Source organism: Mucilaginibacter sp. OK098, assembly GCF_900142915.1.
In the GTDB taxonomy this organism is placed as follows: Bacteria; Bacteroidota; Bacteroidia; order Sphingobacteriales; family Sphingobacteriaceae; genus Mucilaginibacter.
This window is the reverse complement of sequence record NZ_FRCM01000013.1, coordinates 37,997-52,573: the sequence shown is the minus strand read 5'-3', so window position 1 is coordinate 52,573 and position 14,577 is coordinate 37,997. Positions and strand designations below refer to the sequence as shown.

8 protein-coding genes are annotated in these 14,577 nt (G+C 42.8%); 2 read left to right on the top strand and 6 right to left on the bottom strand.

Annotated elements, in window-relative coordinates:
• Positions 1 to 79: 79 nt before the first annotated feature.
• The 3 genes from BUE31_RS29395 to BUE31_RS29385 form a co-directional block, all read right to left on the bottom strand.
• A complete protein-coding gene (locus tag BUE31_RS29395) occupies positions 80 to 2,515 on the bottom strand; it encodes an ABC transporter permease (RefSeq protein WP_073407488.1) in 2,436 nt (811 codons plus the stop codon).
• Between the two features lie 496 nt (positions 2,516 to 3,011).
• Positions 3,012 to 3,572, bottom strand: coding sequence for an elongation factor P (efp, locus tag BUE31_RS29390; RefSeq protein WP_073407486.1), 561 nt, complete (start codon positions 3,570 to 3,572; stop codon positions 3,012 to 3,014).
• A gap of 288 nt (positions 3,573 to 3,860) precedes the next feature.
• Positions 3,861 to 6,233 carry an ABC transporter permease gene (locus tag BUE31_RS29385; protein WP_073407485.1) on the bottom strand — a complete coding sequence of 791 codons (2,373 nt, stop codon included), beginning with the start codon at positions 6,231 to 6,233 and terminating at the stop codon, positions 3,861 to 3,863.
• A 337-nt stretch (positions 6,234 to 6,570) separates the two neighbouring features.
• Between BUE31_RS29385 and BUE31_RS29380 the strand changes: the two genes are divergently transcribed.
• Positions 6,571 to 7,557 carry an amidohydrolase family protein gene (locus BUE31_RS29380; RefSeq protein ID WP_073407483.1) on the top strand — a complete coding sequence of 329 codons (987 nt, stop codon included), beginning with the start codon at positions 6,571 to 6,573 and terminating at the stop codon, positions 7,555 to 7,557.
• Between the two features lie 16 nt (positions 7,558 to 7,573).
• Entirely contained in the window at positions 7,574 to 8,425 is an 852-nt protein-coding gene (locus tag BUE31_RS29375; RefSeq protein ID WP_073407482.1) for an AraC family transcriptional regulator, read from the top strand.
• A 151-nt stretch (positions 8,426 to 8,576) separates the two neighbouring features.
• On the opposite strand, the gene BUE31_RS29370 is transcribed toward BUE31_RS29375, so the two are convergent.
• From BUE31_RS29370 to BUE31_RS29360, 3 genes are all read right to left on the bottom strand, one after another.
• Positions 8,577 to 10,157, bottom strand: coding sequence for a RagB/SusD family nutrient uptake outer membrane protein (locus BUE31_RS29370; RefSeq protein ID WP_073407481.1), 1,581 nt, complete (start codon positions 10,155 to 10,157; stop codon positions 8,577 to 8,579).
• Positions 10,158 to 10,183: 26 nt separating this feature from the next.
• Positions 10,184 to 13,381: a SusC/RagA family TonB-linked outer membrane protein gene (locus BUE31_RS29365; RefSeq protein WP_143167300.1), complete on the bottom strand. Its 3,198-nt coding sequence runs from the start codon at positions 13,379 to 13,381 to the stop codon at positions 10,184 to 10,186.
• Between the two features lie 134 nt (positions 13,382 to 13,515).
• Complete coding sequence (locus BUE31_RS29360; RefSeq protein WP_159440763.1) at positions 13,516 to 14,532, bottom strand: FecR family protein; 1,017 nt, start codon at positions 14,530 to 14,532, stop codon at positions 13,516 to 13,518.
• Positions 14,533 to 14,577 lie beyond the last annotated feature (45 nt).

Genomic DNA, 14,577 nt, shown 5'->3' with positions numbered 1-14,577 from the left:
ATGCTGTTCATTTACGGCCTTTGTAGCGACTTCTTAATTATTTATATAGAAAATTAGAATTCGCCCAGGTCTTTCAATTTCATTCACTCCTCAAACTTTTAACAGGGTTCATCATAGCTGCCTTGATCGACTGAAAGCTTATGGTCAAGAGGGCTATAACAATCGCCACGATGCCAGATAACGCGAACATCCACCAGCTCATAGCAATACGGTAAACAAAATTTCGCAGCCACTGGTCCATCAAATACCGGGCGACGGGCGCGGCCACCACCAATGCCGCCAGTACCAAGACAACGAAATCTTTGGAGAGCATCAGGGTAATATTAGTTACACTTGCGCCAAGCACTTTCCGTATGCCGATCTCTGCCGTTCTTCTTTTGGTGGTGAATATGGTCAGTCCAAATAAGCCAATGCAGGAAATAAAGATAACGATGAATGTTGCTGCATTAATCAGCTTGGCAGTCCTGTAATCTTTCTCATATAAAAGCGTTATCGACTCATCAAAAAAACGAAAGTCAAATACTTCTCCAGGATACATATCCTTCCATGATCTTTCAATCTGCGCCAGCGTTACCTTCAGCGCTGCGGCTTGTTTGCCATTGACTGCCAGCTTAACGGCAAGGTCCTGCTGCATCTTTGGAATATTCACGATACAAACGGGTTTGATAGTTTCATGGAAGGACTTTTCATGAAAGTCGGCAACGACGCCCACAATAGGGTAAGGCTTGTTTTGATAAAGCAGCGTTTTGCCGATGGCTTCCCGTGGTTCATGAAGCCCAAGCAAGTGCAAAAAGGTTTCATTAATGATATATTCCTTTAAGCTGTCTGCCGGCAAAAGGTTTCGTCCGGCAAGCAGCTTCATGCCATATAGCGACAAATAATGTTCATCCCCCGACAATTCAGGAATACGGGTTTCGGTTCCGTTTACACCGTTCAATTTCAGCGCGATGTTACCATCTCTGCCGTCCATAGGAGTATACTGCTCACTAGCTACCATGCTGACACCCGGGATTTGTTTCAATTGCTGCGCAAGTACATTCATTTGTTTTGTGGGTGCCTTGCGGCTGGTTGGCAGGATGACGATGGCATCGGTATTGAAACCCATCGCCTTGCCGCGCGTATAGCTTAATTGCTGGTGGACAACCAGGCTGCCGATGATAAAAACCAATGACAGGGTGAACTGGAAAACAATCAATCCTTTTCTCAGCCACCAATGCCCACTACCAGGAGTTGCGGTACCCCTCAGGCTTAAGGCCGGCGCGTGGGCTGCTAATGTTTTTGCAGGGTACAGGCCCGCAAATAAGCAAGTGACAAGCGTTATTGCTGATATAAAAAGCACAGTATTGGTTTCCAGCAGCCTGAAACTAACTCCCTGTGGAATAAATGCCTTAAATGCGGAAAGCACGGGATTAACCAAAAGCAGGGCAATGATCAAGGCAAAAAAAGTGACCAGGAAAGTTTCTATCAGGAACTGCATCATGATACCTGTCTTGCTGCTGCCCATTATTTTCCTGACCCCCATTTCCCGGGTGCGCTGAATTGATTGTGCGGTAGCGAGGTTAATAAAGTTGACCAGGGCCAACAGCAGGATAAATACGGCGGTCCCGATCATCCCGTATACAATGGGAAGGTCAGCGGTACGGATTGGGTTTTCCACTACATTTGCATCAAAATGCACCCTGGTAATAGGTTCAAGCCACAGGTTGAGTTTGACATCCGGGTTTTTCGGGGCATAGGCTTTAACAATCGCGGCAAATCCGGCATTGATCTTGACCTGGCTGGCACCCGGAGCAAGTTTAACAAAAGCCTGGGTAGACATATGGTTCCAGTCGTCTGCAAAAGCTTTTTTCAGGAAACTGTTTTGAACGGTACTGTAAGAAATGAAATCGGTAAAAGCGAAGTCTGTATTTTTCTTCCAGTCTTCAACAATTCCAGAGATCTGTACACGAAGCGAATCGTCATAGACGATTTCCCGGCCAAGCAGGCTCCCCGGATCAACATTCCCGAAATATTTTTGTGCCCGGCTCAAGGTAAGCACCACTTTGTAGGGTTGGTTCAAAGCGGTCTCCCGGCTTCCGGCAAGCCAGTGATAACTAAAGATCTTGAAATATTGCGGCTCTGCCACAATAGTGCCAGGATAGTACGCTCCATCGATTGAGCTGTCGAACTTTTTGACTGGCTTATTGCCATTTGGCACCCCTATTTTGGCATAATACATACTTACTGCAGAAATTGCCTCCACACCAGGAAGCTCGCGGCGGGCAGCTGCCACCGAAGAATAGGGCACTTTACTCATCACATCCTGATCGCCAGCAGCAAAATGGGAGGTGGTCATTACACGGAAGATGCGGTCCTTGTCCGGATGGAAGGTATCAAAGCTTAGCTCATAACTGGAGATCAGGTAAATGACCACACAAGCGCATATCCCTAATGAAAGTCCGAGGACGTTAATTGAGGTATAAACCTTATTGCGCCAAAGAATGCGCCAAGCTGTTTTGAAATAGTTCTTGAACATTTGAATCGGCTTAAAGTGAGTGACCTAAAAATAGATTTGACAAAATAATCGATAAATTCAATGCCAAATGTTAATTTTTTGATTATCAATTATTTACAATAATTTTTCATTTGAAGCTGTATCGAAAACGAACGGGAGGCGTCCGATTTTATGGCAGCGTATAGTTTTTTCAGGATGGGTTATCGCAAGGTGGATGAAGGGTTAGGCTGCCCAGCAAAACAAGATTTGTTTCAGGCGGGGGCTATTAGTTAGAAAATATAAATTTAAGCCTAATATGTCATGAAAGACATTTTACATATAAGAAAAGTTAGTAAACGTTAGCAAGTACCTCTGTACTTGCTAACGTTTACCGGCTGGGTGGAATTTGAACCATTTCATTGAAAATTCGCGAAGAGTAAATTATCAATCAGAAATCAACTAACATTATTATTGAAAGTTGTTAAACTAACAATAGTGGTTTAAATTACCAGATCAACCAGAATAGGTTAATGATCAATTACTTCACACGCTCAAGGTATTCTCCGGTACGTGTATCTACTTTTACTTTATCACCCTGGTTCACAAAAAGCGGCACTTTTATCTCTATGCCATTCTCTGTTGTTGCATATTTCAGCGCGCCCGAAGAAGTATCGCCTTTAACAGCAGGTTCGGCATAAGTAATTTCCAGCTCTACACTGTTAGGCGCCTGCGCCATAATAGGTTCTTCACTTTCAAATGAAACTATTACGTTCATTCCTTCTTTTAGAAATTTTGCAGACGGGCCGAATAATGATTTTGGAATATTAAACTGATCAAAGGTTGTGTTATCCATTATTACCATGTAATCACCTTCTTCGTACAGATATTGGAAATCATTAGTTTCTACACGGCAAATTTCAACCTGCTCGTCTGTGGCTAAACGGGCCTCTACAATTTTACCGGTTTTAATGTTACGAAACTTATCTAAATAGAATGCTCCGCCTTTACCTGGTGTACGATGCAGAACTTCTGTAACGCTTACCAGTTCGCCGTTATAGCGTAATATATTTCCTACTTTAATTTCAGATGCCTTTGCCATGAAAATACGATTATAAATTTTGGTTCCAAAGATATATTAAGTTATGGTAAAAATTTTGGCCAACGATATTTTTAATGTTTTATTCAACAACTGCATTTTTACAAGGCCATTCAGCTTAGCCATTAATTCCCTACAAATAACAGGGAAGCTGTATTTTGAGAGGCAAATAAAAAAAACCTACTTGACAAGCAGGGTTAGATCATTGATTTTTAAGATCCTCAGACTGGTCATAATTCAAACCACTTAGTTTTTTCAACCGATGCTAGAAAATATTCTCATTGGTTAAAATCATTCTGTTCTCAAACTCTTTATAGGATTCACAATAGCTGCTTTTATAGATTCATAACTAACCGTAAGCCAGGCGATACTTATAGCCATCAGGGCTGCTACGAAGAATACCAACCAGCTAACATTAATATGATAGACAAAACCGGCTAACCAACTGTTCACAGCATACCATGAAAGTGGTATGGCTATAACTATAGCGATCAGTATTAACCTGGTGATGCCGAAGGATAATAAATAGACGAGGTTTAACACGGATGCACCTAATACTTTACGTACACCAATTTCTTTGGTGCGCTGTTCGGCCATAAAGGCGGATAAGCCATATAGGCCCAGGCAGGAGATAAAAATACCCAAAATGGCAAACAGGTTAAATATGTTACCCATTTGTTGTTCTCCTTTATAAAGGTTAGCAAGGTCCTGGTCAAGGAAATCAAACTTGAAGGGATAAGCAGGGTTGAGTTCCTTGCTTATTGTTGCTAAAGCTTGTATGGTTGCGTTGGTTTTACCGGGTAATGTTCTTACCACTATAAAACCACCATTTGTATTATAATGCAAAACCAATGGTTCAATGGCCTGCTGAACCGGTTTAAAATTAAAGTCTTTCATAACACCAACGATAGTGCCTTTGTTACCCCAAAGCGTTAATATTTTACCTACTGCTGTATTAGCATTTAAACCCATAACTCCAGCCATCTTTTCATTAATTATAAAGTTATTCGAATCGGTTTTAAACGCGCTTGAAAAGCTTCGGCCATTCAATAGCTTTATCCTGAATGCATGGATAAAATCTTCATTGACAGACATTACCGGGATAGATATTTGCGAGCGGGGGTCTTTGCCATCCCAATGTACGTTAAGGGTCCAGTCTCCCAGGTTTGTGGGTAGATTAGAAATAATGGTAAAATCATTAGTAAGCGGGTTTTGTCTTAAATCGTTTTTAAGAGCCTGTTGCTTGTTCCAGATATCCCCTACCATTGGTACATATAAGAGATTGGCCTTTTCAAAGCCGGGGTTCCGGTCTCTGATGAATTTAAGCTGGTTGTAGATCACCACAGTGCCCACAAGCAACACGATGGATACCATGAATTGAGTTACAACCAAAGCATTGCGGAACAATAAATTGCCGCCCATTGATTTTACATTCCCCTTGAGTACTTTAACCGGGTTGAAGCCGGAAAGAAATAAGGCCGGGTAACTGCCGGAGATGAGCCCGGTTAACAAGGCAATGCAAAAAAGGCTTAGCCAAAGCTTCGCATCCGACACATCGATGGTGAGTTTTCTGTTCGCCAGTTCATTAAATACCGGCAGGAATAGCTGGACGATCACGAGTGCAAGCAATAAGGACAGAAAAGAAATAAATACTGACTCGCTTAAAAACTGGAGGATCAACTGCCCGCGTACAGCGCCTGCCACTTTGCGTAAGCCAATTTCCTTAGCCCTCCTGGCCGAACGTGCAGTAGCCAGGTTCATAAAATTAATACATGCTACTATAAGTATAAGAATAGCGATGAAAAAAAAGATGTTTACATATTGCGCATTACCATGCCCTGGAAAATCCCCCAGTCTTCCGGGCGCCAGGTGGATCTTGGTTAAGGGCTGCAATTGAAACAAGGCTTTAGTTCCGGGACTATGCTTGTGAAAGATCACGTCAATTTGCTTTTCCAGACTTATTAAATTGGAAGCAGTAGGATCAAAACTTTTATCTAATTGAACATAGTCCAAAAAATTAAAGTTGTCCCATACATTATTTTTCAAATCGTTATTCGTTCTGGCTAAGGAGGCCATTGGAAGAATGAAGTCAAATTGCAGGTCTGAGTTAGCAGGAATATTGGCCAAAACGCCGGTTACTACCACATTTTCACTATTGTCTTTTCGGATTATCTTGCCAATGGGATCCTCATTTCCGAAGTATTTTGTTGCCATTGCCTGTGTTATTAAAACACCATCCACCCTTGTTAATGCCGTGGTACGATCACCCTTCACCAGGGGAAAGGAAAACACATCCATAAAACTCGGGTCTGCATAAAACACACTTTCTTCTTGAAATTTTTTGTTATTTATTTCAAACAGGGTAGTAGCACTTTGGCTTTGGCCTAAACGCACCGTATTTTTAATGACCGGCATTTCCGCTTTCAATCCAGCGGGCATACCTGCCGAGTTTGCTCCACTTTTTGAATCCCCAAATTCGCTGGTTATACGATAAATCTGGCCGGCATTTTTATGGAACCTGTCGTAACTCAATTCATTTTGCACCCAAAGCAAGATCAGGATACTTGATGCCAGCCCTATTGCTAAACCTGTTATGTTGATAATAGAATAGGCTTTATCCTTTATTATATTCCTGTAAGCCAGTTTAAAATACGTTCTTAACATGGTTATGCTTTTTTGAATGAGTAGTTAAATTTATAAACTTAATGCTATGATACTATTTAAAACTCATGCCAACAATGTAACTAATTGACAATTAATATTTTAGATGAATTTAGCGAACAATATCGTTCGAAAACGTTACAACGACTGTGCGGTTTTAACGGGCGAGTCAATTTGTTAATTATTGATTGTAATTGTAGCCGAATTATGATTAATCCATGAATAATCCTATAACTACCATTAATGGTGCATTGCGGTTTAAAAGTTGAGCATGTTTCTTTGCATTGTGTATTTATGAACTATCATGAGTACGTACCAGGCATTTATTTAGCACTTTAATATGCGAATAGTTACACTTGAAGAACATATCTCCTTCCCGGAAATGGCTGATAAAATACCCAAAGAAGCTTTGGGTGGTTTTGGTCAATCAGCGGCTATGCAATTGATAGCTCCAAAGTTGGCCGATATTACCGGAGAGCGTTTAAAATCAATGGATGCTAATGGCATTTCGATGCAGGTACTTTCCGTGGACAGTTCAGGCGCTAATTTGTTGAACCCTAAGGAAGGTCCTGCTTTTGCTATGCAATATAACGACCTGATTGCAGAGAGGATTGCAGGATTCGGGAACCGGTTTACTGCTTTTGCCCATCTGCCGATGACAGCTCCCGTTGCAGCGGCCGACGAATTGGAACGCGCAGTAAAGGAATACCATTTTCGTGGTGCAATGATCAGGGGCCTGACGAAGGATAAGTTTTTAGATCAACCTGAATTTGCACCGATATTTGAACGTGCTGAAAAGCTGGATGTGCCTATTTATCTCCATCCTGGCCTGCCGCCAAAAGGAATAGCCGATATTTACTATAGCGGACTACCGAATTATTCGGGTATGGCAGAAGCGTTGGCCTGTTACGGCTGGGGATGGCACTCGGAAACCGCTCTGCATGTTTTACGCCTGCTTTTTTCAGGGATTTTCGATAGGTATCCCAAACTAAAACTAATAATTGGCCATATGGGAGAAATGCTACCGATGATGATGGCAAGGTCGGAAAAAGCCTTTAAACCCGGAAACGGAGGTGCCAACCAGCGTACGCTTACCGATACGTTTCATGACCAGGTTCATATTACCACCAGCGGTTTTTTTACGCAGCCACCCTTGAAAATTGCTTTAGATACTTTTGGCATTGATAATATTATGTTTTCTGTTGATTATCCGTTCAGTACAAACGAAATAGGCATTGAATTTTTAAATGCGATTGAGCTTCCTGATGATCAAGTAGCACAGATTGCTCATGGTAATGCAGACAAACTGCTGAATTTGAAGATATAAAGGTATTTTTGTATTGATGAAAAGCATCCCGGTAGATCAGTTGCAAAATAAGACAAGTACAGGTCTGCAGATCAAAGCTTTTAGGCCCGGCGATGAGCAGCATGAAACGAAAAACGCTGGTGCTCACCGGGACGATCATTATATTTTTTTCCTGCTTACAAACGGCTCAGGAACATTAAAGGTCGACTTTCAGGACATCGCCCTTACCGCTGGTCAGCTTTACTATATATTACCATCACAAGTTCATTACCGGATAAAAACTGATCGCCCTGAAGGATGGTTCCTGGCAGTGGACACTTCATTAATTCCACCGGATCTCAGGGATGCTTTTGAGCGCCGGCTAAATTTGCAGGCTCCCTGTAGTCTAACGGATTACGAATTAAAGCAGTATTCAAACCTGCTCAACCTTTTGCGTAATGAATTTATTGAACGACAGGATGATAAATATTACTTACCAATTATCCATACCCTTGTCCAATCATTTTTGGCGATGGCAGCCAGTACCTATAATTCCGTAGAAACTATAGAAAATAAACATACCCGATCTGCGGAACTTGCCCGTCAATTTAAAAGTCTACTTACAGCACATAGCCATACTATCAAAAACCCGTCGGCATATGCCTCAAAGCTTAATGTTTCACCAGGTTATTTAAATGAGGCTATAAAAAAAGTTACAGGTTCAACGGTAAGTTATTGGATTCAACAAGAAATATTCAGTGAAGCTAAGCGCTTGCTATATCATAGCGATGCAGATGTAAAACAAATCGCTCACGAATTGGGATATACGGATTACTCTTATTTTATTCGCTCTTTTAGCAAGGCATACGGGTTGTCCCCTTTAAAATTCAGGCTGCTTAACCGCAAGTAAGCTGTAATCCATGGTAGTGTTTTTATGCCCAAAAACTTGCCGGAGCCAACAACCAGTCAAATAAAAAGAGCCTTACACTTTTATTTTGTGTAAGGCTCTTAGTTAATTACAACCCCCAATTAAGGACTCTAATTCAAACTTTTTATACGGATCAGTAACCCGCATTCTGCGTAAGCTTCGAGTTAAGAATAATTTCGGCTGAAGGTACCGGGAACAAACGTTTATTTATATCTGCATCTGTTTTGTAACCCCACTTGTCTTCAAACTTCCCAAAGCGGATCAGATCATTCCTTCTCCAGGCTTCGTAGCTCAGTTCGCGGGCACGCTCCTGCAACAGGTTATCTAATGTAACACTTGTCCATGTTGCAGCGTTGCGTTTAGTACGCAGCTGGTTTACTAATGATAGTGCAGTTTCGCCATTGGTTGGTGTGGCGCCCCTTAAAATAGCTTCGGCTTTCATCAGCAATATGTCGGCATATCTAAACACAGGTACATCATTACTCTGGTTACGGTCTGTAGCGGTAACATCCGGGTAGTATTTATTATTGCGGATGCCTTTTGCTTTGCCAAGCTCATCACCGCCAACCTCAAAAGTAGGCACATCAACCAAGGTCAGATCTGGCGTAAACTCCAGTTGGTAGTTAACAGGGGCCGTTGGATCAGGGCCACTGTATGATGCATCAAGCCCTTTATTGGTTGTTGCTATAATAATAGGGTTGCCTGCAAAATCATATTGCTTGCCAATTAACCAGGTAGTGTTCCTTACATCGGTTGGATCATTAAAAAAAGCATAGTACGATGGCAGTGTGCTTAAAGGGTTACTTAGGCGGTATGCCAATCCATATTTTGCCTTCAGGGCCGGGTGAAGCGAAAGCCAGGTAAAGGTTTCGCCGGTAGCCTGGGCATGATCGTAAGGAATAGCGAAGATAAACTCCTTCATTTGCGGTCCGTTATCCGGATAAAACATTTTAATAAAGTCATCGGCCAATGCGTATTTTCCCGATTGGATGATCTTATCGCACATAGCAACGGCATCATTATAACGATCCTGACCGGTATAAACCTGGGCATTCAGGTACATTTTGGCGAGTATAGCACAAGCTGTATACTGCGTAGGCCGGCCATAAGTGCTGGCATCAACCGTTGTGCTTAAATTAGGGGCAACGGTTATCAGCTCTTTTTCTATAAAGGCAAAAACATCCTTACGGGCCATAGTGGCCGGTTTATCGGCCGAACCAAATGTGGTAACAACCGGAATATTACCATACAGGTCCATCATCAGGTAAAGCATAAACGCCCTGGTGGCACGCAGCTCGGCAATGGTGGTAACTTTAGCGGCATTATCCTGGGCGGTTGCAAAAGTGGCAATGATGCGGTTACAGGTACTTATGGTACCAAAACCCCAGGTCCATACGTCCTGTACTTCGGGCAAATCTGCTGTCCAGTTGTGATAGTGTAATTGTTGATACCTGCCCCCATCGCGCCAGCCCCCAGCTCTTGCAGGCATAATAGCCTCATCGGTACTTAAACTTTGCATTTGCCAGTACGAACCCGCGAAGCTGCCCCTTAACTGCGCATAAGCTGCGCCTGATGCCAGAACATATTGCTGCGGCGTAGTTGGGAAATTTGCGGGGGTTAATTCATTCTCTACCTTAACATCTACCTTGGTACATGCCGATAATGACAGTGCTATAAATAGCACAGCGCAATATTTATGAATATATGTTTTCATTTTTTTTAATGTTTAATATGATTGATTTAAAAAGCTGCATTTAAACCAAACAGGATAGTTCTGGTACGCGGATAGTAGTTTTTATTGTCGATACCGGGTGTAAGCCCCCCCAGTGATACTTCGGGATCGATCCCCTTATACCCGGTTATTAAAGCAACGTTATTGCCTGCTGCGTATACCCGCAGGTTACGCAGGCCCTTAAACTTAGGGAAGGTGTAACCAATGGTTACGTTATCAACCCGCAGGTATGAGCTGCTTTCGATATAACGGTCTGAGTACAGGTAGGCATTAAAATCTTTAGGGGATTCATTAGCCGACGATACGGGCAGATTATAGCTGCGCACATCATTAGGCCGGTTTAAATCTGCCAGGGTGGCGTTCAGTACCTTCCCGCCTAATGAGCTTCTTAAAAAAATATTCAGATCAACCGGGCCGTAATTGAAAGTGTTATTAAAGCCTATTAACAGCTTGGGCTGCGCATTGCCTGCATAATAATAATCTTTTGAAGTGGGTGTGGTAGTTAACTGGCCACTACGGCTATAAAACTGCGATACACCGGCTGCGTTCTTACCCGCATATTTATACAACAGGAACTGGCCAACCGGGTAGCCCGTTTTTAAGACCTGAACGTTATAACCTGTTTCGCCCTGCCCGCCAGGCTGGCCCTGGGGAATAGAATCGAGTTTGAAGGTGCTGTTTGAAAGAGAAACCAGCTTGTTGTTATTGTGCGCAACGTTTATGGCTGTTGTCCACTTAAACGTTGCCGATTGTACAGGAACCGCGTCAATGGTTATCTCATAACCTTTGTTTGATATTTCGCCCACGTTGGCTGTGAGGGTACCTACCGGGTATTGAGTGGTTGATACGGGGTAATCCCAAAGTAAATCATTGGTTCTTTTATTGTAAGCTTCCAGCGTACCGTTTACACGACCTTTAAATAGCGAAAAATCCAAACCAACATTGTACATGGTTGTTTTTTCCCATTTCAGATCGGGGTTTGCATTTTGCGATGGACCGATGGCGTTGGTATATGATCCGTTATAATAAAACGAACCTGCGGCGCCGTAACGGATATCGGCAATAAGCGGGTTAAAACCTATGGAGTTACCTGTGATACCATAGCTGGCCCTTAATTTTAAATCGCTGAACAATCTTTGCGATTGCATAAACGATTCTTCAATAATTCGCCATCCGAGTGATACCGATGGAAAAGTTCCCCATTTATTATTCACACCAAACGCCGATGAACCATCACGCCTTACTGAGGCCTGTAACAGGTATTTATTTTTGTAGCTGTAATTAGCCCTGCTGTAAAGCGATATGAGGCGAAGCTTCTGATACAGGTTATTACCCCAGTCGGTATGAAAATTGCCGGTTGGGCTACCGAGGCCTATGTTGATGTAGCCAATATCATCTGTAGGAAAATTACGGTTATTGGCCTGGAAACCATCACCATTTAAATCCTGCTGAAAGCTGTAGCCTGCCAGTACTTTAATTACATGGTCGCCGGTTTCTTTATCGTAGGTCAGGTAGGTTTCGGCTACTTTATGCGTGTTTTCATAAGATGAGCGGTATGCCTCGCCATTAACACCCTGGTCAAGTGTGTAGGTGCTGTAATAATAGCTCCCGCCATTTACCTGCTCGTTCTGGGTTGATAAATTTACATTATATGTAAAGCCGAAAGGCAGCTTTAACTCAGCCGTGGCGTTTATCAGGCTAAACTTATCCTTAGTTTGCTGGTAGGCATCGGCCAGTAAAGCTGCGGGGTTATAGTATTGTACACGTTGCAAGTTTTCAGTAAAAACACCGTTTTGCTTCACGGGTACAGTTGGCAGGTAGCGCAGCATATTGTACAAAACAATGTTTTGATTGGGGATAATATCACTGGTGCTGTTGGAGTTGTTAACTGATAAACCCAGTTTCAGCCTGTCGTTAAAAGCCTTTTGCTCAACGGCTATCCTGGTGGTTAGGCGACTCAACTCGCTGCCTTTTAAAATTCCTTTATTATCAAAATAATTTACAGATGCGCTATAGGTGGTTTGGTTAAAGCCACAACTAAGGGCAACATTATGGTTTTGCGATGATCCCTGACGGCTTACCTCTTTTTGCCAGTTGGTGTTGGCCCCTTGTTCATCGGATGGATCAAGCGCCAATTGATTTTTGGTTAAATAATCATGTAGCTGACCGGCATTCATCATTTTAATGCTGTTGGCAATGTTTTCTATACCCGCATAAGCGTTGTATGAAATTACAGATTGCCCGCTTTTCCCTTTTTTGGTGGTGATGATAATTACCCCGTTGGCAGCGCGTGTACCATAAATGGCCGTTGCAGAGGCATCTTTTAAAACATCAATAGTTGCTATATCATCGGGGGTAACCAGTTTATAATCGGCGCCTGCAACACCATCAATTACGTAAAAAGGCTCCTGGGCCGCACCGGCACGCAAGGTTGAAGGTCCGCGCAAACTTATTGACGGGCTCTCATTCGGGTCGCCGGAACGGGTGATGTTAAGGCCGGCAACTTTACCCTGCAGCAACTGTGCCGGGTTGCTAAAGCTCCCCTTGTTAAAATCCTTATTCTGTACCGAATTGATGGAGCTGGTAAGCAACTTTTTTGATTGCTTGCCATAACCCACAGTTACCACCTCTTTTAACGAGATAAGATCTGACTTTAAGGTAACGTTAAGCGTAGCGCCGGTAGCGGGCAGTTCCCTGGTACTATAACCAATGTAACTAAATACAATGATGGCGCTTTCGTCAAAAACTTCCAGTTTGTAATTACCATCGGTATCGGTTTGGGTACCATCGGTAGTGTTTTTTGCTCTTACAGACACACCGGGAAGGGCGGCGCCGGTTTCGGCATCTGTAACCCTACCGCTAATTAACTTTTTTGCAGAGGCCGCCTTTACATAAATGGTTTTATCAACCCTTTTAAAAACCAAGCCCGATTGTTTGCCTATTTTAGCTAAAACATCATCAAGCGGCTGGTTGTCTTCAGATATGCTTATCTTTTTGCTCAGCTGGGCTTCAGATGCGCTGTGGATAAACGTGAGACCGGTTTGCTTCTCAATAATGGCAAAAACATCCTTTATTGATTTTGCAGAAACGTGAATGGTGCAGGTTACCTGGTCGGGTTGTTGCAGGTTGGCAGCCTTTACCACCGGGGTGGCCATTATAACCACCATATAAATAACACTTAAAATGGATAATATATATTTTTTCATATTTTTGAAATTGCTGAATAAGTAATTGGGCTCTTTGGCGAGAGCCTGATTGAATGGGGCAGGCGGAATGATCTGATCAAACTGCCTGTCTTTGTTGTTTTATGACTTTACTTCATTAATTTTTTCTGATTGATTTATTTACCGGATATAATTAACTCCCCGTTGTTTATTTTCCAGGAAATGGCCGATACTATACTGATCTGCTGCATTACCTCGGTAAGGGGGATATTGTTGAAAGTTGCTTTCAGCTTATTATGCAGCAACTCGTTATCATTTAAACTTACTTTAATACCATACCAACGCGATAGTTTTTTTGCCGCATCGGGCCAGCTATCGTAATTAAATACCAGCTTGTTCTCTTTCCAGCCGGTAATTTCTGGTATGGTAAAATCCTGTACGAGGATTTTACCGTCTGCTTTTGAGTATACAAACTCCTTACCCGGATCGAGAATTATCCGTTTGGAGATATCGTTATTCATATCAACCTGTACTTTACCCTGTACAAGCGATACCCTGATGGAGCCATCATTACCATAGGCCGAGATGTTAAAGTGCGTGCCTAAAACCTGGGTTGCTACTTTGCCGGTATGTACAATAAATGGCTTGGCAGTATTTCTTTTTACATCAAACCACCCTTCGCCTTGTAAAAACACCTCCCGGTTTTTGCCATCGAAATCGGCAGCTATCCGCAGGTTGCTTGATGCGTTAAGCATTACGCCAGTACCATCAGACAGGGTGAAGTGCTTTTTTTGCCCGGCAGCAGTATAAATGGCATTGGAGAGCGTATCACCAGCTTTGCCACGCTGTACCGCCCTGTAAGCGATAAGGCCGCCAATGAACATCAATAGCGAGGCTGCAACTGCAAGCCAGGATTTTAACCTGAAACCAGTTTTAACTACCTGAACAGGTGTGGCCGGCTGCTGTTCCTGCTCAAACTCGTCTATACTTTTGTTAAGGCGGGATAAGGCCCGGTAGGCCCGGTTGTTGTGGCGATTGAGGTTGTTTTTGGCAGAGAAAATTTCGGCAATATCTTCAAAGGCGTCTGCAAACTCCTTTTCGGTTTGTACTTTTTGCAGTAAATATTGGGTGTCCTTTTCCGATATGTTCCCTTCCAGGTAATCGATAATGAGGAGGTAATGATGTTCGTCCATATATGCCATTTTTGATAAGTCTCAAAAAAGGCACAGAAAGATTAC